Below are 20,812 nucleotides of genomic sequence, written 5' to 3'. Positions count from 1 at the left end.
CTCTGGCTTTTTACTTACTCTTCATCTTATTGTGATTGGAATTCTTTAGATTTGACTATCACACTTAAGAAGGGGATAATTTTACACAATTGTTATTCCTACTATGAAATAACGATTGGAAAAGCTAAGAAATAAGGACGAAAAATGATACTGAAACATAGGATTGGCTATAGTTACCTGAAACCTGCACTTACTGGAGTTTTCTCAGTAATGTTGTTAGCAAGTTATGCACAGGAAGATAAAAAACAACAAGTTGAGAATCAGCAAAATAATGAGCAAGCAGTAGGGACTCAAAAATCAGTTTTGGACTCCATCGAGATTGTTCGTGATTATCGTCCGATGTTGGCTGATGCTGTAAAGATTCGTCGTAATCCGGATATGAAGATCGACCGGAAGGCATTAGAAATTGAATTGAGAACGATTGCGGCAGGATTATATTATAATAGAAACAATTTTAAAGAACCTTTTCATAGTCCATTACCGGAAAGATATCCTAATTCTGACCGCGATAATGTAGATAATAATAGGATAGGAATCTTAGCTTATCGTGCTGGTCAATTTGACCGGGCGGTTTCTATTTTGGAAAAAGTAAAACCTGCGGATGCTTTTTATCAAAGTTCGGTAATGGCATTAGGGTCAATTGCTCTGCAAGCTGGTGATAAACAGAAGGCGAGGGCAGCATTTTACAATGCTTCCAAAATGAATTATGATAAGGAATTGAAAGCGGATGCTCTTTATAATTATGCGAAGACCTTATTTGAATTGGATTCGGTCCAAGTATCGTTGAAACCGCTTCAGGAATATATTACCATGAAATTTGCGGAGCTTGATCCAGAAGCTCAAAAAGCAGAGAATACTGAAACCCGAATGGCTCAAGTATTGATGGGAAGCAGCAATTTTCAGGCTGGGGTTTACTTGTTGGAATCGTTTCAAAATAGAGAGTCCAAAGCTGATATGGTTTATCAGAAGATAACCTATTATCGTGGGTTGGAATTTTATAATGAGCGTGCCTTCGAGAATAGTATTTCCATGTTTATGCGTTCAGAGAAAGTTCCTTTTGATCCAGAAATGGCGGCATTGGCAACCTATTGGAAAGCGGAGGCGATGTATGAAGTTCGCAAGTACGGCGAGGCAGTAGATAATTTCTCTAGATTTTTACAGATGCCGGCTGCTAGAACCACGAATTTATACAATTATGCAAACTATGCCTTAGCGTATTCAGCTTTCCGTATAAACCGCTATAGTGTTGCTGCTGATTATTTTGAGCGTTTTTTAGCATCTGATGAGGGTTCATTGGATAAAAATGTGCGTTATGATGTGATGGCTCGATTAGGCGATTCGTATCTATCTATGCGTAATTATGGACGTGCTAATGAATACTATGATCAGCTGATCGCCAATAAGGCTCCGAATCAGGATTATGCCTTGTTTCAACATGGGATTATCCAAGGCTTGCAAGGCGACAATGATGCTAAGTTAAATACTTTGAGATCAGTTGTTGAACAGTTTCCAAATTCCAATTATGCAGATGATGTGGCTTTTGAAATTCCTTATATATCTTTCGTAAAAGGGGATTATGAAGTTGCTATCGAAGGACTGCAAAAGATGATCGACAAATACCCGAGAAGTAGTTATGTACCCCGGGCATTGATGACCATCGGCTTGGTTCAATACAATATGAGTGATAATGAAGCTGCGATGGCTACCTTTCAAAAGGTTGTAAAGGATTACTCGAAGACAGGCGAGGCTGCACAAGCATTGTTATCAATAGAGAATATCTATTTGGATCAAGGTGATGCAACAAGCTATATTCAATATGCTACGAGTACCAATATCACTGATTTAAGTGAGGGTGAACAAGATAACCTGGCATTTCAAGCCGGAAATACTTTGTTTAACAGAGGGCAATATGGTCCTGCTGTGGAGGCAATTAATGCTTATTTCGATAAATTTCCGAAACCTAGGCAAGAGAAGCATGCCCGCTATATTCGTGGAGTGAGTTTATACCATACAGGTCGTCCTGAAGAAGCATTGCACGATCTGAATATTATCTTGAATGATTGGACGAGTCAGTATACGGAGAAAACCTTGATGACAGTAGCTGCGTTGTATTTGAGTTTGAAAGAATATAATGAGGCAATTGTACACTTGAAAAAACTGGAGCTTAATTCCGACTATAAGGACAATTATGGTTATGCTGTTACTAATTTGATGATCTGTTATTACGAATTAGGGGATTATGAGCAAATGGATAAGTATATCGAGTTGGTTAAGAATAATGCAAAAGCTACGGAAGAGGAAATTGCCACCGCTCACTTATACAGTGCAAAAGCTATGGCTCAGCAAGGTAAAAAGCAGTCAGCGTTGAAAGAATTGAACCTGGCAGCCCTAAAAAGTCATGCGGCAGTGAGTGCAGAGGCGCGATACAATGTTGCCCAGATGCAATATGATAATAAGGAGTACGACAAGGCTCAGAAATCGGCTTTTGATGTCATTGAAAACATGGATTCCCATGATTATTGGGTGGCAAAAAGTTTTATCCTGCTTGCAGATACTTATGCTCGCAAAGGGGATGCTCTACAAGCTAGAAAAACATTGGAAAGTGTGATTGAAAATTATACTGAAGATGATGATGTGATTCCAGCAGCAAAAGAACGTTTGCAGAAAATGAAAAAGAAGTAGAAGGGATTAGTTTTTTAGGTAAGTTAGGTTATGGTAATTCGATCGAGGAATGCTTAGGTATTAACATTCCTTAATGGATTGAAAATAAAATAAATTAAACATCCTAGTAAACTAAATAATAAAGTTATAATAACCCAAAATGTTTTTTTCAAGTTGCTTAGGAAATTATTAGTCAATATGGTATATAATGTATAACCATAGATAGAAACTACTATAGTTGTGATTACTATATATAAAATATTGCTCGTATTGAAAAGAAGGAGAAAATCCATAATTCAGCAAATAGGTTTAGTATAAAAATAAGAAAATATAAGAATAAAAACATAAAGAGCCTTTAAACTAAATTAAAGGCTCTTTACTTTTTATAAGATTTTATTGATGCTTTCCTGAGCATATCCAGCGCTCGCTGTCATTCCTTTTCTGCCAATTCCTGTTCAGGTATGAACTTTATTAAGGTTATATACAATTTATATTTTTAAGTATTTGCAATTCGAAGGAATAGGCTAATGGAGGTTTAGTTTATGCTAAAATTGGCTCAATTAATCCTAAAGGGAACCGTTAATTTTAAAATTATTTTGACCTTATATAGCCGAAAAGAAAAAAATGAACAAAAGAATCAATTTACTTTTACTCCTTAGTTGCGTAACTTCCTTAGCAATCAGTCAAGAACTACTAAAAGGTAATTCACTTCCAATAAAAAATACTTATAGTATCAATCAATCGGATACACCTGAAGATATTATCAGAAAAGCAGCTCACGTTGTTCCAACAAAAAACCAATATGATGCCCTCAAAGATGAATTCATCGCCTTTATTCATATTGGACCGAATACATTTACCAAAATGGAATGGGGTAATGGAAAAGAAGATCCTACAATTTTTGATCTTAAAACCTTAGATACCGATCAATGGTGTAAAAGCATGAAAGATGCTGGCATGACCAAGGTAATTTTTACTGCAAAACATCATGATGGATTTGTTTTATGGCAAAGTCGCTATACCAAGCACGGTGTTATGTCCACAGGTTTTAGAAACGGAAATGGCGATGTTTTAAAAGATTTGGCGGCATCATGTCAAAAGTTTGGGCTTAAATTGGGAATTTATTTATCGCCAGCAGACTTATACCAAATAGAAAATCCAGATGGTTTGTATGGTAACTTAAGTGAGTACTCAGATAGAACTATCCCTAGAAAAGTAGAAGGTCGCCCATTTAGCAATAACCAAACCTTTAAATTTAATGTAGACGATTACAATGAGTATTTTCTAAATCAATTATTCGAACTATTAACTGAGTATGGTCCAATCCATGAGGTATGGTTTGATGGTGCACATCCAAAAACAAAGGGTGGACAAAAATATAACCGGGTAGCCTGGAAAGAATTAATTCATACCCTTGCCCCAAATGCTATCATCTTTGGAATGGAAGATTTGCGATGGTGTGGAAATGAAGCTGGTGGCACAAGGTCAACGGAGTGGAATGTAATTCCATATGCGCAAGATCCTAACACTTTAGAAACTCATAAAGATTTAACTGACCAAGACTTAGGCAGTAGGGAAGCAATAAAGGGGGCGAAATTTTTACATTATCAGCCTGCAGAAACGAATACTTCCATACGTGAAGGTTGGTTTTATAGGGATGATAATTTCCAGAAAGTAAGAAGCACAGATGATGTGTTTGACATTTATGAAAGATCTGTAGGTGGGAATTCTATCTTCTTATTGAATATTCCGCCTAATCGTGAAGGGAAATTCTCAGCAGAAGATGTAAAGGTTTTAGAGGAAGTTGGTGAAAGAATTAAGTCAACTTATTCCAATAATTTATTAAGGAATGCTAAGATTGATAAATCCTTAATTGATGGTGATTTAAAAACAAAATTAGTTTTAAAATCCAGTCAAGTTCAGATTGAAATCCCTCTTTCTAAGAAAACTAACTTAAATAGATTTGTGATTCAAGAAGCGATCGATACCAATGGGGAAAGAATTGAAAAGCTTGCCTTAGATGCTTGGATTGATGGAAGTTGGAAAGAAATAAGCCATAGTACAAATGTAGGTTATAAGAGGATTTTACGCTTTCCACAAGTCAATACCAGTAAATTACGTTTGAGAATATTAGAAAGCAGAGCAATTCCAGTATTAAGTGAAATAGGGGCATATTTAGCGCCTAATACTCCACCACAACTGGAAATTTCTCGTAATGCTAGTGGTAAAATTACAATCGAACCTAAAAAACATGAATTTGGATGGAAACCACATGGTGAAGATATCTTAAAAAATCTAAGTGCAGATTATAAAATCTTCTATACGACCGATGGAACAAAACCTAATAAAAACTCAAATTTATATCAGGGTGAATTTATTCCTAAGAGTAATCATATTAATGCCATAGCTATCTCAAAAGATGGTCAAGTTGGATCTGTGGTTGAAAAGGAAATCGGAATTGAAAAAAAGGGTTGGAAAATCATTGATAAAAGTTCAGAAACTAAAGGCCATGAGTCAAATTTAATGTTTGATGAAAACCCAAGTACTCATTGGAATTCTCAATCTGATAATAATGTTCATTTTGTAAGCATCGATTTAGGAAAAACTGAACTATTAAAGAGTTTTGCATATACCCCTCAACGCCAGAATGAAAAAGGAATGCTAGAGTTAGGGAAAATTTATAGTAGCAATGATGGAACAAATTGGGACCTTATAGATTCATTTGAATTTGGTAATTTAATCAATGATCCGACAACCAGGACATTCAGATTTAAAAACCCTGTGAAAACTAAATTCATTAAAATTGAAGCGGTAAAAATAGCTAGGGATGATAAATCACTTAGTATAGCCGAATTAGACTTCTTTAATTAAAATATTAAGGCAAACCGGATAAATATATGATCATGCATTTAATTAATTTCAAATCTATATTGATTAGCATATGGCTTATTTTAGTTAATTGGAGTTTATTTGCGCAAGATCTTATAAATAACAAACCGAATATTGTCTATATCTATGCAGATGATTTGGGGTATGGAGAACTTGGTTCCTATGGTCAAAAGTTAATTCAGACCCCAAATTTGGATAAACTAGCTAAAGAAGGAGTTCGTTTTACCCAACATTATAGTTCTGCTCCGGTTTGTGCTCCTTCACGTGCTATGTTGATGACGGGAAAGCATTCAGGGAAATCTTATATCCGTGGAAATTACGAATTAGGAGGGTTTCAAGATGATAAAGAAGGAGGGCAGATGCCGCTCCCAGAAGGAATTTTAACAATCCCTAAAATGTTAAAATCTGTTGGGTATAAAACTGCTATTGTTGGTAAATGGGGCCTAGGAATGGCTAATACTACTGGTGATCCCCAAAAACAAGGCTTTGATTATGCCTACGGATATCTAGATCAGAAACAAGCCCATAATTTTTATCCAACGCATCTTTGGGAAAATGGTAAATGGGATACTTTAGAAAATGAATATCGCTTGGTTCATGAGCAATTCGATCCTGAAATTTTCAAAAATGAGGATTTTGAAAAATTTACAGGAAAGGAGTATTCTCCTGAGAAAATGACTTCAAAAGCTTTGGGATTTATCGAAGAAAATAAAAAAAGTCCTTTCTTTCTGTATTTACCTTATACGATTCCGCATGTGTCCTTACAAGCTCCTGAAGCATATATCAAGAAATATATTGGAAAATTCCCTGGTGAAAAACCATATCTAGGTCAAAATGGATATGTTCCATCTCAATACCCTCTTTCCACCTATGCTGCCATGATAACTTATCTGGATGACCAGGTGGGAATTATTCTTGCTAAACTCAAGGAACTCGGGCTTGATGAAAATACTATAGTCATGTTTTCAAGTGATAATGGGGCAACATTCAATGGTGGGGTACAGCCAAGGTACTTCAATAGTGTTGGAGGGCTGAGAGGTCTTAAAATGGATGTCTATGAGGGTGGAATCAGGGTGCCATTCATTGCCAAATGGCCAAATAGATTTCCAAAAAATAAAGTTTCTGACCATATTTCTGTTCAATATGACTTGATGGCAACATTAGCAGATTTGCTGAAAATTGAAAATATTTCTACAGATGGTGAATCCATGATACCAGCGTTACTTGGGAAGGATCATAATCTAAATGAACGTTATTTATATTTTGAATATCCTGAAAAAGGAGGTCAAATTGCGATTCGAAAGGGTAAATGGAAAGCAGTAAAAACAAATGTAAAGAAGCAAGGCTATAAAAATACAACCTGGGAGCTTTATAACCTTGAAAATGACCCCAAGGAGGAAAAGGATTTGGCAAACTCAAATACAGATTTATTGAAAACTTTTGATGAAATTGTCTTAAAAGAGCATCATCCTTCTCATATTAAAGAATGGGAATTTATTAATCCGTTATTTAATTAAAGGGAGTTTTTTGTCCTGAAATAGCGATACACAAAAAGAAATAGATGTAATTGTACTTATTAGGGAAAATACCCCAAGCTTCCAAAATTATACGCCGATCGTCTTAATGGCTTGACTAAAATTATTAATTTTATTTGTCAGATGTACAAATTACAGCCTATTATGAAATTTTTATTAGCCTTTATTTTATCTATTAATCTAGTGTTTTGTTCCATATGCAATGGACAGGAAAAAATACCCAAAAGATTAAAGTTTGGACTTGAAAAGTCAGATATAAAAGATTTGATTTTAAAAACTGAGAAAACAATAGATAACATTGAAGACTATAATTCTAAATTTAACTTTAAAAGAGCATACTTTTTTTCACATGATGACTCAATTTTGTATAGTATCCAAATTGATTACCCTATTGTTTCGATAAAACTAAAAAATTTTAAATCAAATATTAAGGATTTAGAATTAGTAAATGACCAATTAGGTAGGGGGGATATCTTTGGATTTCTCAGTAAAGATTCACTTTTTGTCAAGAAATTATCCAAGTCATTCGTTTATATAGATGAGTATTTGCCAATTTCCTACAATTTAGACAGAGAATTATTAATAGTTGGTACAGGGAATAATAGTACCACTAAAAACTATTATAAATTAGAGAACGAAGATGTCCAAGAGCTTGAGAATTCTATGAGTTTGGAGAAAGTTTATTTTAAATATGAAGGCATATCTGATGAGCCTGTACCAAATAAGAATTTAGTGAGAATAACTAATGATGCAAATAATGATTATTTAAAAAAAATAGTGGATTCCTTAAATTTAGATCTTAATAATATTAATATTAGAAATAAATATGTGGTAAATAATAATGGCAGTATTCAAAAGTTTAATACTGAAGTCTATAACGCTACTACAAGACAAAAACTAGATATCCAATTGTTTAAAGAATATATTGACTCATTAAGTAGTAAATTGCTAAATGGAGAGATTTACTTTCGCCCTGCTCGTCTAAGAAATGAACAAGTGAAGTGTTTTTATGTTCAATATTATACTGTTCAATAAAGGAAGATAGCATTCAATAAATGGGTATTAGACACCTGTAGGGCAGTTGGTTCAAAAGTCCTTAAAACGAAAAAAGCCGTTTATTCTATTCAGAAAAAACGGCTTTTTGATTTGTGCGCCCACCTGGGCTCGAACCAGGGACCAAAAGATTATGAGTCTTCTACTCTAACCGACTGAGCTATAGGCGCGGTTATTTTTTGTGTTAAAAAATGGGATAATAATAATTCTAAACTTGCTAATAAACTAGAGCAGTTAGAAATTCAAAAATCTGAGAATTAATTACTTTTAACTGCCGTAGGCCACATCTTCACTCATCATTCATTTAAAGGTGATGAGTGAGGATGTCTCATTTTATGACGTCTTATTTTGATTTATTCCTTTCACTTATTTTAACTAATTTTAAAACAGTTTAAACCATATTCATTAGCTTAAATAAATGGATTTTTCAGTAAAACAATAAATTGATAATATAAATCGACTTTATGTTACAGGTAATGCTTGTGAACATTCGTATAGAGGAGATTTACAACGATTTTTAGAAAGTGAGAAAATAGACGATCTGATTACTTCTTATCCAATATGAGGTAGAAATATCGTCGGAAAACCAATTTTCAAAGACGGTAAAGTCTATATAAATGAATTGCAGTACTTTGACCATGTTCCCGAGCTTGCTTGGAATTTCTACATTGGAGGTTACCAACCTGCTCAAAAATGGCAAATAGACTGTAAAGACCTCGAACTTGACTTTGATGATGTTTTGCATTATCAAAAAATGATCGTCGTGCTTACTGAACAGATCGACTAATGAAGGAAATAGACAAAGTATTGGTAGTGTAGTTGATGATAAATATGAAATATAGTAAATTATTTAAAGACACATTTGATAAAACTCTTTTTAGTAATGATTCTAAATTCATTGATTTTTTACTTGAAGAAATAAACAAATCAGAATTGAATTTGGAGAAAAATTTAGAGGCTATAAGAATTGATTTTCCAAATTTAACAGATCATTCCCTACAACATTCTAGAATGTTGTGGAAATATGCAGATTTAATTTTAGGAAACAAGATAGGATTAAATCCCTTGGAGGGCTATATTTTGCACATGTGTTTTTTGATACATGATGCTGGGATGTGTTTTTCTATTTTAAATAATAAAAAATACTTACAGAATTTACCAATTTACAATGATTTTATAGCTATAAATGGAAATTTAAAAAATGTTGAAGAAGAAGCATTATTTTACTGTGTAAGAAAATTACATGGGGAATTTGCAGAACTAATTCCATTATCAAAATTACCATCTGGAAAAATGGTTATTGAAGATGAACAACTCAGAGACGAATTTGGTGAATTAATTGGGAAAATATCCAAAAGTCACTCTATGGATATTTCTTACATTGATAATGAGTTATTTAGCTATACAAGTCCTAGTTGGGTTCATTTTCCTGTTAATAGTAAGAAGCTAGCTTATATATTACGAGTTTCAGATGCTGCACATATAGATAGATTAAGGACTCCATTAACACAAAAAGAAATTAAAGAAAAAATTTTTGGTGAATCTCAAAATCATTGGATTTTTCAAAATAAAATAGGTTTTCCGAGGGTAGAGAATAATTTAATAATGTATAATTCTACCAAATCTTTTGGTGAAAATGAAAAAAAGGCATGGTGGCTATGTTTTGAGGCACTTTCAGTTTTAAATGATGAACTCAAAAAAGCAGCTATGTTTTTTTCTGAAAGAGGTGAAGATGGATTTCTAGTGAAGGGAGTAAAAGCTATAGATAATACTTTGTTATTGGGGCAACAGTATATTAGAACAAATGGATGGGATTCTATTGATACAAAGATAAAAGTTTCTCAACCTAACTTATTAGCTATTAATGTTGGTGGTAAGAGATTATATAATTATACTTATTTAGCTTTAAGAGAATTAATTCAAAATTCCATTGATGCTATTAATTTGAGAAAATTCAAACAAAAATATTTTGAAGGTAAGATAATTATTGAGTTAAGAAATGATGATGGTGATTGGTTTTTATATGTGCGTGATAATGGAATTGGTATGTCAAAGAATATTTTGACGAATCAACTTTTAGATTTTGGAAAATCATATTGGAAAAGTTATGACTTTTATGATGAATATGTTGGATTAGCCCAGAAGAATTCTTTTGAATCAATTGGTCAATTCGGCATCGGCTTTTATTCGGTTTTTATGTTAGGTCATAAAGTAATTGTGTCAACTTCAAAATTCGGGGATAATCCCAATGTAAAAAATGTTTTAAAGTTTACAAAGGGACTGATTGATACTCCAATTCTAATTTCTGAGAAAAATCAAAATGTTGAAACAGATTTTGGAACTAGTGTTTGTGTAAAACTGCAACATAATCCTTATGAAGGTGAGGGGTTTATAAATGAATGTAGTTTTGTTGATAATAATCTCTATTCCTTAATTAGATATTTAGTGCCTGATTGTAAAATAGATTTGGAGATTAATGAAAATAATAAAAGGTATGGAGTTCCTAAGAAAGGGTTGTCTGAATTATCACCTTCTGATTTTAAGACATTTTGTGATTTAGCCTCATTTACAAAAAAAGGCAATTTAGGAAAAGTATTTATCCATAATAAATTAAAAGATTTAAATAGGTTGTTATTGCCAATATTTCAAAATGGTAGAATAGTGGGAAGGTTAGCTGCAATACCTTCTATTAATAGGATGATAAATAATTATGAATATTGCATTATATTATCACAAGGTATAAAAGTCGCTGCATTTGCAGGTAACATAGCTGGTTATGTTGAAATCTCAAAAATTACTAATTTAACAAGAAACCAATTTGAGGAAGAGTTATGTTTTGAATCAATTTATGATTGGACGATTAGATATATTGATTATTTAAAAAGCCAAGATAATATGTCTCAAGAATACGGAGATATTAATAATGAAATTAAAAGCCTTGAATATTGTATTGGAGAATTAGATAAGGAAGAAACATTATTTCTATATATTGAAAATTTGAATGAAAAAAGAGTTTTTCAGTTAAACGAAGATTCTCTTAGAACTTTTATAAGAAATTCCGATGAGTTAAATTATTATCAATTATTGGACAAATTTCATGAAAATTATGAGTATAATGGATTATTTGACTCAATAAGACCATTTAGTGGTTTCGGAAGATTGATAAGAAAATGTGATGAAGACAAATTAATTACTATCTCAAGTTTACTTATTAAAATTTTAAATGAAGAATGGGGAGGATTTACAAAAACTGAACATTCTGGTTGGGATGACTTTACCCCAATGCCTGGAGGTTCCTATCCCTATATTAATAAGACTGTCTATAAACCTTTAAAAACAGTTACAAACCCGCTCCCCATTTAGTCCCCTTGTAAAAAACAAACCCCTGCAAGTTTTCAACTTACAGGGGTTTCTCTGTGCGCCCACCTGGGCTCGAACCAGGGACCAAAAGATTATGAGTCTTCTACTCTAACCGACTGAGCTATAGGCGCGGTTATTTTTTGTGTTAAAAAATGGGAGTAGATACCCGTTTTAACGATGCAATTATCGATATTTGAGACGAGAAAACAAAATTTTTATATGCAAAAAATTAAAAATGTTATTCTGGATTATGGGAATGTGATCTTTATGATTGACTTTCCTAAAGTGCGTCAGGCATTTATAGATTTGGGTATTAAAAATGTAGATGATTTTTTTGGACACCATGGACAGGACACTTTGTTTGATTCCTTTGATAAAGGTGAAATAACGGTTCCTGAGTTTCGAGATGGGGTTCGGGAAAAAGCCAACAAGTTTGATCTGACTGATGATGAAATTGATACTGCTTGGAATTCATTGCTTATTGGAGTGCCTGAAGGAAAACATCAGATCCTTGAAAATTTAAGAGACAATTACCGTACTTTCTTATGTAGTAACAACAATGAGCTTCATTATGCTTATTGTATGAATCATATTCAGGAGAAATATGGCGTCCCGAGCAATGATGTGTTCTTTGAGAGGACTTATTATTCACATTTGGAACATTTAAGGAAGCCAGATGCTGCTATTTTTGAGCGTGTGCTGAATGATAATAACTTAAATCCGGAAGAATCATTATTTGTGGATGATAGTCCGCAACATTTGGAAGGAGCGAAGAGGCTTGGTATTCAGACTGTTCTATGTAGTAAGGAGCGACCCTTGGAACAGATTGTAGCTGACTATAAATTATATTAAATATACCTTGTTTAATCCTCCTGCTTTACGTATCTTTGCAGACCAAGAATTTTACGACGGAAGGAGGTATACAAAAAAGCTATGATTATTGTTAATGTAAAAGAAGGAGAATCTTTAGATAGAGCGTTAAAACGTTTCAAGAAGAAATTCGAGAAGACTGGCGTTTTAAGAGAATTACGTTCGCGTCAAGCTTATGAGAAGAAATCCGTTGCTCGTCGTATCCAAGTTAAGAAGGCTATTTATAAGCAATCTTTAAATCAGGAGAATGCGTAATGATATAAAAAAGCTGCTTAAGGGCAGCTTTTTTTAGTTTATATTGTTTTTAGATGTGTTGGACCAATAGGTCCTTTTTTTATTTCTAATAACTCCAAAAGTGATATATTCTTATTAATAGAAATTTTTAGGATATAGATTTTTCACATGTTGTTCAATCATAGGGATGTATTAAGTTATTGAATTAAATCATTGTTTCTATTGTGAGAAAAAAAGATTATTTCGATAGAAATATGGTTATCCGTAAAATAGTAATGTTTAAACACCTACTTTTGAAAACTATCAATCCAAATGAAATCAATTATTAATAATGCAATTAAAATAGTAGCTATTTTAATTTTTGCAAGCTCAATCGTAGCATGTTCAAAGACAGATGGTTGTCCCGAAAAATATGTAGAAGTATATAAATCAGGTCAAATAGATTTGATTATTGACACGCAGGAACCGAAGAGAATGAGTTTAGGACAAAAGACAATTTATCAAGATTGTGAAGTTTCTAATGTTGAAGTTCATGCGGTAACAGATGTAACCATTCGTTTTGAAGGAGCAATCATCGAGTTAAAAGCAGGGGATATCAAAGACCTTAAATAAAAAAAAAGAAAATAGGTAGGGGATGTTGGTTGAATTAATGCAATCAGCACTTTTATCGCAGTAGATTTATACACTAAAAACTAAGTGCTATTATAATAAAAAAGCCGCTATAAGCGGCTTTTTTTGTACCTCCGGTAGGAATCGAACCTACATCATCAGAACCGGAATCTAACATTCTATCCATTGAACTACGGAGGCGGCTCGCCAAAAATAATACTTTTTATGGTTTTTATATAACAATAGCTTGCTGAAATTAGCAAGCTATTGATTTTGAGCCTTACTTTCTGTTAATGGCCTTCGTGACCTGCCTCTACAAGGTGCAATTCTACCTTCAGATCTAAGTCATTTGCACCACCGAATTTATTGAAGTCTGCATTGAAAATATCAGTTTTCGGATTGATGGTACTTTTAACCCCTGGGTTAAGATGGCGTAGTAAATAACGGAATGTGAAGCTGTTGGAAGCTTTTATAACTGTGATATAACCTGTAACACCTACATTTGCTGCTTTTCCATCGGCTGTTTTATCAGCATACTCAGCGGATAATGTACCTGCTGGAGCTCCCAAAAGGAATGCAAAATGTTGGTCAGCACGGTCGATAAATGTTTGTTGGCTCTCGCGACCAGCAAAATCCTTAACCTTTAAGTTGAAGCGGTAAGATTTACCAACTTCCAAATGAATATGAGCACCTACAGGAGGTAGAAATTTTTCACCTGAGAATTCTACGGATTCAACTTCTGGGTTGCTGATATCATGGTAATGATAATGGTCGTCATGTTTTTCTGCTTCAACCTCTGTGAAAGTTAGAGTTGCTGAGCCTACTTCTTCTTGATCTACCTCAGGGGTTGGATCATCTTTAGAACAAGATTGAAAAGTAAAGAAAGAAGCTAATATGAATAAGATAAAAATGTTTGATTTCATGATTTTTTGTTTTAGAATTTATAGTTTACAGATAGAATAAAATTCCTTCCTGGGCGATGGGCATAGTATCGGAAACGATCCATATAGTCCTTATAACTAGTATTGAAAAGATTGTCCACCGCCAAAGAAAGATTGAAAGGGTTATTATTAATATTTAGTGGATGTGTAATATATACGTTGAATAAATTATAAGCTGCCGGCGGAGCGACATAGTCAGTTCCTTCAGTATATCGATTTTGTTTAGCCACAAATTCATGGCTTAGTTTGACATATCCCTTTCCTTCGGCAGCATAATACCATTGAATGGAGTTCTGCATTCTGTCCGAGGGAATATAAGGTAGAAAACTGTCTGTACTGATGTTTTTTGCTCTTACCAAGCTTGCTTGTAATGCATAATTAATTTTTGGCGTAATCTTCCAGATGAGTTGAAGATCTAGTCCGTAGAACAAAGCTTTATTTTGGGAATAGCTAAACACTGGAAAAGTACCGCGGATTGTCTGTCTGACAGAGTCTGGATTCGGAGCAGCGTAGATATAGTTATGGATATATTGTCCATAGATATCAGAGATCAATTCCAGGGATTCAGATTTGTGTGAAATAGAATGCACCCATTTCAATCCTTGCTCTGCTTTAAGATTCAAATTCCCAATTTCATAGATTCCAGCTCCATGGTGAACTCCATCGCTGTAGAGCTCATTAGCTGTTGGAGCACGCCAAGCAAGGCCCACACTGCTTCTATATTGCCATTTCGGGTTAATTGGATAAGCAACACCTAATAATCCTGAGAAATTATGGAAGCTCCTATTATCTTCTAACAAATACTGTTGTGGGCCGTTTTGCTGAGCATCCGTATACTTATAACGATATCCTGCTGCGTCGAAATAACGGTAGTCATAACGCCATCCAGCTTCCAGTATCCATTGATTTAAGCGGAATTGATGTATTCCAAAAATCCCCAAGGAATAATTATCAAAATTTGGGATAATAGGGGTAGTACCAGTACCGGCAGTATTGTTGTTTACCTGATTTCCGGCATCTAGTCCGAAGCTGTGTGATTTAGCCTTTAAGATTAATTGCAATTGTTGAGAGGTAAGGACCATGTCGGACATTGGAATATTATCTTCCAAGGCTCTTCGCATATCAAACTCTTGGCGATGATTTTGCTGCCATGAGTATTGAGCATCTAATTGAAAATCATTTTTAAACTGATATTGATATTTCAGTTTTCCCAATTGATGCGAAACCTGTTGTCTCGGCGCATTTATCTTATAGCTGAAATCATATTTTTCAAAAGGTTCACCATTTTCAATTCTAGCATAGATATCTTCAATGCTACCAATGTGGGCACCATAAAATACTCCTAATTCAGTTGAAAATCTGCTATAGAATGCTTCAAAGTAATTTCTATCCTTTTTATATTGCAGCGTTCCGGAGAAATTTAATTCCTCTGAACCGGTATTTCCCAAGAAATAATCAGGAGACTTGATATCGCCCAATTTTTTTCCAGAAGCCTGAGCTTTCCATGCTAAACCAACAATAGATTTGATTCCGCCTTCCAATTGAAGATTTGCGGTTCCGCCTCTGCCGTTGGATTGAGCAATCAAGTCAACTCTCCCAGATAATTTATTAGGATCAATCTGTTGAGACTTTGCGATCAATACACCACCTAATGCATCTGCACCATAGCGCACGGCCTGTGCACCTTTGATAACTTCAAATTCATCCGCAGTAAAGGGGTCCAATTCAGGGGCATGTTCCAGTCCCCATTGTTGACTTTCCTGTTTGACTCCATGGTTTAATAATATTACCCGATTAGAATGCATACCATGAATAACAGGTTTGGAAACTGAATGCCCCGTATTTAATATGGATACACCAGAAAGTTTTGAAAACACTTCGGCGACCAATTTACCCTTACTTTCTTCGATCTGCTGGCTGTTAAGTTTGGATCTTACAGCGGTGCGCTGTTCCTCTACCTGCGCAGAAACTGAAACAGCGTCGATCTTTTCACTGTAGCTTTTAAGAACAATCTTAAGCAAGCTATCAGCTTCCTGATGAACGAATTGTTCAAAGGTTTCATAGCCCAATGCTGAAACTTTGATTGCAAGATGTTGATGTCCTTGGCCAGCTTTGATTTTGAATTGACCATGAACATCTGAAGAGGTATGATTGTCGGTATTAGAAATACTGATATTAGCACCAAAAATAGGCTGGGCTTTCTCATCGACAACAATACCATTGATATATTGAATGGATTTGTCCTGTGCTGAGGCTGCATTCAAAAGGAATACAATTAGTACAGTCCATGCGTATTTCAACATGTACGTTGTTATAATTTGATAATTACTATAGATATATTACACGATTTTGGATAACGTGTAAATGGGAGGCGCACGGAGACTTTTGCTGGATTGAATTTTTAAAAGGGGAGACTCAAAGATGCGATTGCTTAAAATCGTATTGATTTGGAAGCTCTCCGGATTTGATTCCCATAAAAATGGAGTTACTAGATTAATCCCTTGCTGAAAAAATAAAAAACAATACTGGCAGTCTTCAGCATGCGAATGCTGATGATGCTGTTTTTCATTTAAATGGCAAGTATCATTGGAATCTGAATGAAGATCATGACGGTGTAAAACAATCAAGGAAATGGAGAGGAACATGACCCCAATCCATAACGTTGAAATTAATTGTTTATACGACCTCAATAATCTTATCACATTGCAAAGATATATTAAATGCAATACTGTTGCAAATTAAATTAAACTTTGTTGCATTAAGATCTAGGGTGAAATTGAGTAATGACACTTTGAAGATATTCTTTATCGATATGGGTATAGATTTCAGTAGTCGTAATACTCTCATGTCCAAGCATATCCTGTACGGCTCTTAAGTCAGCACCACCTTCCACTAAATGTGAAGCAAAGCTATGCCTAAATGTATGGGGACTAATTTCCTTGGCAAGGCCAATTTTACTGGCAAGGTCTTTAATGATTAGAAATATCATCACTCTGGAAAGGGCAGAACCTCTACGATTTAAGAATACGAAGTCCTCCATTCCGGATTTTATAGGTTGATGAACCCTAATTTCTTCCAGATAAATTTTGAGGTATTTGATGGCTTGCTGACCAATTGGGATTAACCTTTCCTTATTTCCTTTTCCTTCGACCTTGATGAATTCGACATCAAGGAACAAATTTGAAATTTTGAGGTTGCATAATTCTGAAACACGAAGGCCACATCCATATAAAATTTCAAGGATAGTTTTATTACGCATTCCTTCAGGAGAGGAAAGGTCGATAGCTGCTATCAGCTGGTCGATTTCTTCAATGCTTAATACCGCTGGGATTTTTCGGGAGAGTCTAGGGGTTTCAATTAATTCGGCTGGATTGTTTGGAAAGCCATGTTCTATTTGTAAATACCCGAAGAAGGTTTTTATTCCCGAGAGCATGCGTGCCTGGCTGTATTCAGAAATAGGGAATTCATTTATCCATTGCAGAAATTGCTGGATATGTAGGGTTTGAAATTCCCTTAAATCGATATGATTTAATTCTGCATAGCTTTGTAGTTTATGAACATCATTTAAGTATGCTGCGATGCTATTATCGCTTAATCCTCTTTCTAATAATAAATAACGTTTAAAATCTCTTTTTGTCTGTTCCCAATCCATTTGTTAAAAAAAATTAAATCATAAGTTTGAATAGAAGATTTGTTTTAAAGCTAAATAAATTTATTGTAGATTGCTATCCAAATATAAATTAGTAACCATTCTAGTAAATTTTTTTTGAAATTATGAAAATTCTAAAACCCCTCGCATTAGCATTTCTCTTGCCATTTGCAACGGAAATGGCCAGTGCTTACGTGCCGACCCACCTTCATTCAGAAGCAAAAGTAGTATTGATGAACGACTCCCTGAAATGGGATGCAAAATTGCCATTTGATAAGGATGTTATCAAGGGTAAATTGGCGAATGGCTTTCAATATTACATTCGTAAAAATTCAGAACCTGAGAAGCGAGTAACCATGTTTCTTGCGATGAAAGTAGGTTCAATTTTAGAGAATGAAAAGGAGTTAGGCTTGGCTCACTTTATGGAACACATGAACTTTAATGGATTAAAGCATTTTCCTAAAAATGAGTTGATTGACTATTTACAAAAGGCAGGAGTAAGATTTGGCTCTGATTTAAATGCCTATACCAGTTTTGATGAAACTGTTTATCAGTTGCCGATTCCTTCAGATGATCCAGAATTATTGAAAAACGGCTTGCAGGTGATGCGCGATTGGGCACAGGATGCGATGCTTGAAACAGACGAGATCAACAAGGAGAGAGGTGTTATCATGGAAGAGATGCGTGGTGGCCGTGGAGCAATGCAACGCATGCGTGATCAGTATTTCAAGGTCATGTTAAATGGCTCTCGCTACGCGGATAGACTTCCGATTGGTACGGAAGAGGTTGTAACAAAATTCGACCCTGAAGTTATTCGTAATTTCCATGCACAATGGTACCGCCCGGATCTTCAATCATTGATTATCGTGGGAGATATCGATCCGCAGCAAATGGAAGCTGAAGTGAAAAGATTATTCTCGGATATGAAAGTGCCAAAGGATTTGAAACCGCGTACTGAGTATAAAGTTGACTTACTTAATAAAAACCAATTTATTAAAGTAACAGATCCTGAAATGACCTACACTGTTGGTCAGATCATGATCAAACATCCGGAAGAAAAGGTTTCTACAGTTAAGGATTATAGAAGAGACTTGTTGAAAGATGTTTTCAACCAAATGATCAATGCTCGTTTTAGCGAATTAGGTCAGTCAGCAAATCCTCCATTTATTCAAGCTGGAGTAGATATCTCTGGATTTATCGGTGGAATTGATAATTTAGGAGCCTTCTTTATCTCTAAACCAGGTCAGTTTGAAGATGGATTTAAAGCAGTGGTTAGAGAATTAGATCGTTTTCAGAAGTTTGGGTTTACAGAAACTGAATTTAAGCGTGCCATTAGTTCGATTGCTAAATCAAATGAAACCTCATACACTGAACGTGATAAAAGAAAATCAGAAAGTTACGTAAATGCCTATTTGAATCATTTCTTGAAAGATGGTCCAGCATTGAGTAATGAAGATCGCTATGAAATCACTAAGCAGTTATTGCCTACATTGAGTTTGAAAGAGGTTGAGAATGTTGGTAAGGAATTCTACCAAGACATTAACCGTGATGTGATCATTTTAGCTCCTGATGCTGAAAAGGATAAACTTCCAGAGGAAGCAGCTGTTAATGCATGGTTTACAGAGATTGATAAGGAAGATTTAAAAGCATATGAGGACAAAGTATCTGATTTGCCAATGCTTTCAAAAACTCCAGTGAAAGGTTCTATTAAATCAGAAAAATCAATTGATAAAATTGAAACAAAAGAATTAATCTTGAGCAACGGAGTTAAGGTTTTATTAAAACCTACGAAATTCAAGAATGATCAAATCATGATCTCTGCTTATAGTCCAGGTGGTACATCCTTGTACTCTGATGCAGATTATATGTCGGCATCTTTCGCTGGAAACTTGGTGAATAGTTCTGGTATCGGTCAGTTGAATACCGTAGAATTACAAAAGAGTTTAACTGGTAAAGAGGTGAACATCAGTCCTTATATCACTGAGCGTTCTGAAGGTCTTCGTGGTTCTACTGATAAAGAAAGTTTAAAAACTGCTTTTGAAATGATCTATGGTTACTTCACAGAACCTAGAATTGAGGATGATATTTTCCAAAGTGTTATCAGCAAGCAAAAAGACATGCAAGCAAATCGTGAAAACGATCCGAACTTTGTTTATAGTGATGCGATTCAACGTACATTATATGGAAATAGCATTCGTCGAGTTCCTTATTCAATTGCAGATTTAGATAAAGTAAGTAAAGAAAGAGCATTGGAAATTTATAAAGATAGATTCGCTGATGCTTCAGATTTCACTTTTGTAATTGTAGGTTCATTTACTGAGGATGAGATTAAACCATACTTAGAGGAATACCTAGCGGCTTTACCTAATAAAGGTCGTAAAGAACAAGCGAAAGACTTGAACCTTTATGAGAAAAACAAAGGTGTTGAAAAGATTGTTCGCAAGGGTAAAGAGGCGAAAGCAGCTGTAAGAATGGTTATTTATGGTGATTATATTTATAATGATCAAGAGAACATGAATGCGAGTGCTTTGGAAACTATTTTGACCAATAAATTGATTGAACGCCTACGTGAAGATGAAAGTGGAGTATATGGAACCGGAGCTCGTTTATCATACAGCAAATCTCCAAAACCTCGTTATACCTTCATGATCGGATTTGGAACCAGTGTTGATAAATATCAATCTTTGATTAACTCAGCAATTGACGAAGTGAAGAAGATTAAACAAAATGGTCCATCTCAGACAGATTTAGATAAATTCAAAATTGAGGAAAAACGTCAATTGGAATTAAATCTAAGAGAGAATGGTTTCTGGACTTCAGAAATTATGGGTTCTGTACAGAATGAAACTGATCCTACAAAGGTTACTAAGTATCTTGAGGATCTTGACAATGTTACTATCGAATCAGTAAAAGCTGCTGCCAATAAGTATTTGAAAGAAGAAAACTTCTATAAGTTTATCTTACTACCAGATGCTGCTCCAGCTAAATAAATATTAAATGCCCCGTAAATC

At 34.6% G+C, this 20,812-nt stretch carries 13 protein-coding genes and 3 tRNA genes; 10 read left to right on the top strand and 6 right to left on the bottom strand.

Annotated features, from left to right (window positions below; all coding sequences use genetic code 11):
- The first annotated feature begins 144 nt into the window (after positions 1-144).
- From ACF3OC_RS10935 to ACF3OC_RS10920, 4 genes are all read left to right on the top strand, one after another.
- Positions 145-2,682, top strand: coding sequence for a tetratricopeptide repeat protein (locus ACF3OC_RS10935; RefSeq protein ID WP_392469205.1), 2,538 nt, complete (start codon positions 145-147; stop codon positions 2,680-2,682).
- Between the two features lie 603 nt (positions 2,683-3,285).
- Positions 3,286-5,532, top strand: coding sequence for an alpha-L-fucosidase (locus tag ACF3OC_RS10930; protein ID WP_392469204.1), 2,247 nt, complete (start codon positions 3,286-3,288; stop codon positions 5,530-5,532).
- A 32-nt stretch (positions 5,533-5,564) separates the two neighbouring features.
- Positions 5,565-7,067: an arylsulfatase gene (locus ACF3OC_RS10925; RefSeq protein ID WP_392469203.1), complete on the top strand. Its 1,503-nt coding sequence runs from the start codon at positions 5,565-5,567 to the stop codon at positions 7,065-7,067.
- A gap of 162 nt (positions 7,068-7,229) precedes the next feature.
- Positions 7,230-8,120: a hypothetical protein gene (locus ACF3OC_RS10920; protein ID WP_392469202.1), complete on the top strand. Its 891-nt coding sequence runs from the start codon at positions 7,230-7,232 to the stop codon at positions 8,118-8,120.
- A 114-nt stretch (positions 8,121-8,234) separates the two neighbouring features.
- On the opposite strand, the gene ACF3OC_RS10915 is transcribed toward ACF3OC_RS10920, so the two are convergent.
- A tRNA-Ile gene (locus tag ACF3OC_RS10915) sits at positions 8,235-8,308 on the bottom strand.
- Between the two features lie 404 nt (positions 8,309-8,712).
- On the opposite strand from ACF3OC_RS10915, the gene ACF3OC_RS10910 reads away from it, so the two are divergent.
- Both ACF3OC_RS10910 and ACF3OC_RS10905 read left to right on the top strand, forming a co-directional pair.
- Positions 8,713-8,925 (top strand): type ISP restriction/modification enzyme, encoded by a 213-nt coding sequence (locus tag ACF3OC_RS10910; RefSeq protein WP_392471599.1) that lies wholly within the window; start codon positions 8,713-8,715, stop codon positions 8,923-8,925.
- Positions 8,926-8,969: 44 nt separating this feature from the next.
- Positions 8,970-11,501 (top strand): ATP-binding protein, encoded by a 2,532-nt coding sequence (locus ACF3OC_RS10905; RefSeq protein WP_392469201.1) that lies wholly within the window; start codon positions 8,970-8,972, stop codon positions 11,499-11,501.
- A 54-nt stretch (positions 11,502-11,555) separates the two neighbouring features.
- On the opposite strand, the gene ACF3OC_RS10900 is transcribed toward ACF3OC_RS10905, so the two are convergent.
- Positions 11,556-11,629: transfer RNA gene (locus ACF3OC_RS10900), tRNA-Ile, on the bottom strand.
- A gap of 88 nt (positions 11,630-11,717) precedes the next feature.
- Between ACF3OC_RS10900 and ACF3OC_RS10895 the strand changes: the two genes are divergently transcribed.
- From ACF3OC_RS10895 to ACF3OC_RS10885, 3 genes are all read left to right on the top strand, one after another.
- Positions 11,718-12,350 carry an HAD family hydrolase gene (locus tag ACF3OC_RS10895; protein ID WP_392469200.1) on the top strand — a complete coding sequence of 211 codons (633 nt, stop codon included), beginning with the start codon at positions 11,718-11,720 and terminating at the stop codon, positions 12,348-12,350.
- An 81-nt stretch (positions 12,351-12,431) separates the two neighbouring features.
- On the top strand, positions 12,432-12,623 hold the full coding sequence (rpsU, locus tag ACF3OC_RS10890) for a 30S ribosomal protein S21 (protein WP_094256566.1): 192 nt from the start codon (positions 12,432-12,434) through the stop codon (positions 12,621-12,623).
- 291 nt (positions 12,624-12,914) lie between these two features.
- Positions 12,915-13,214, top strand: coding sequence for a hypothetical protein (locus ACF3OC_RS10885; RefSeq protein WP_392469199.1), 300 nt, complete (start codon positions 12,915-12,917; stop codon positions 13,212-13,214).
- 126 nt (positions 13,215-13,340) lie between these two features.
- Here ACF3OC_RS10885 and ACF3OC_RS10880 read toward each other — a convergent pair.
- From ACF3OC_RS10880 to xerD, 4 genes are all read right to left on the bottom strand, one after another.
- Positions 13,341-13,412 (bottom strand) — tRNA-Arg (locus ACF3OC_RS10880).
- Between the two features lie 89 nt (positions 13,413-13,501).
- Positions 13,502-14,134, bottom strand: a complete 633-nt coding sequence (locus ACF3OC_RS10875) for a hypothetical protein (RefSeq protein ID WP_392469198.1) — start codon at positions 14,132-14,134, stop codon at positions 13,502-13,504.
- 11 nt (positions 14,135-14,145) lie between these two features.
- A complete protein-coding gene (locus ACF3OC_RS10870; RefSeq protein ID WP_392469197.1) occupies positions 14,146-16,455 on the bottom strand; it encodes a TonB-dependent receptor in 2,310 nt (769 codons plus the stop codon).
- A gap of 455 nt (positions 16,456-16,910) precedes the next feature.
- Positions 16,911-17,804: a site-specific tyrosine recombinase XerD gene (gene xerD, locus ACF3OC_RS10865; protein ID WP_392469196.1), complete on the bottom strand. Its 894-nt coding sequence runs from the start codon at positions 17,802-17,804 to the stop codon at positions 16,911-16,913.
- Positions 17,805-17,926: 122 nt separating this feature from the next.
- Between xerD and ACF3OC_RS10860 the strand changes: the two genes are divergently transcribed.
- Positions 17,927-20,791 carry a M16 family metallopeptidase gene (locus ACF3OC_RS10860; RefSeq protein WP_392469195.1) on the top strand — a complete coding sequence of 955 codons (2,865 nt, stop codon included), beginning with the start codon at positions 17,927-17,929 and terminating at the stop codon, positions 20,789-20,791.
- The last annotated feature ends 21 nt before the right edge of the window (positions 20,792-20,812 follow it).

The sequence above is a fragment of the Sphingobacterium cellulitidis genome, assembly GCF_043187465.1.
In the GTDB taxonomy this organism is placed as follows: domain Bacteria; phylum Bacteroidota; class Bacteroidia; order Sphingobacteriales; family Sphingobacteriaceae; genus Sphingobacterium; species Sphingobacterium cellulitidis.
The sequence above is the reverse complement of the archived record's forward strand: the minus strand, read 5'-3'. Positions and strand labels throughout refer to the sequence as shown.

Coding starts and splice junctions, on each gene's coding strand:
- ACF3OC_RS10935 (WP_392469205.1), top strand. CDS start 145: ATGATACTGAAACATAGGATTGGCTATAGTTACCTGAAACCTGCACTT.
- ACF3OC_RS10930 (WP_392469204.1), top strand. CDS start 3,286: ATGAACAAAAGAATCAATTTACTTTTACTCCTTAGTTGCGTAACTTCC.
- ACF3OC_RS10925 (WP_392469203.1), top strand. CDS start 5,565: ATGCATTTAATTAATTTCAAATCTATATTGATTAGCATATGGCTTATT.
- ACF3OC_RS10920 (WP_392469202.1), top strand. CDS start 7,230: ATGAAATTTTTATTAGCCTTTATTTTATCTATTAATCTAGTGTTTTGT.
- ACF3OC_RS10905 (WP_392469201.1), top strand. CDS start 8,970: ATGAAATATAGTAAATTATTTAAAGACACATTTGATAAAACTCTTTTT.
- ACF3OC_RS10895 (WP_392469200.1), top strand. CDS start 11,718: ATGCAAAAAATTAAAAATGTTATTCTGGATTATGGGAATGTGATCTTT.
- rpsU (WP_094256566.1), top strand. CDS start 12,432: ATGATTATTGTTAATGTAAAAGAAGGAGAATCTTTAGATAGAGCGTTA.
- ACF3OC_RS10885 (WP_392469199.1), top strand. CDS start 12,915: ATGAAATCAATTATTAATAATGCAATTAAAATAGTAGCTATTTTAATT.
- ACF3OC_RS10875 (WP_392469198.1), bottom strand. CDS start 14,134: ATGAAATCAAACATTTTTATCTTATTCATATTAGCTTCTTTCTTTACT.
- ACF3OC_RS10870 (WP_392469197.1), bottom strand. CDS start 16,455: ATGTTGAAATACGCATGGACTGTACTAATTGTATTCCTTTTGAATGCA.
- xerD (WP_392469196.1), bottom strand. CDS start 17,804: ATGGATTGGGAACAGACAAAAAGAGATTTTAAACGTTATTTATTATTA.
- ACF3OC_RS10860 (WP_392469195.1), top strand. CDS start 17,927: ATGAAAATTCTAAAACCCCTCGCATTAGCATTTCTCTTGCCATTTGCA.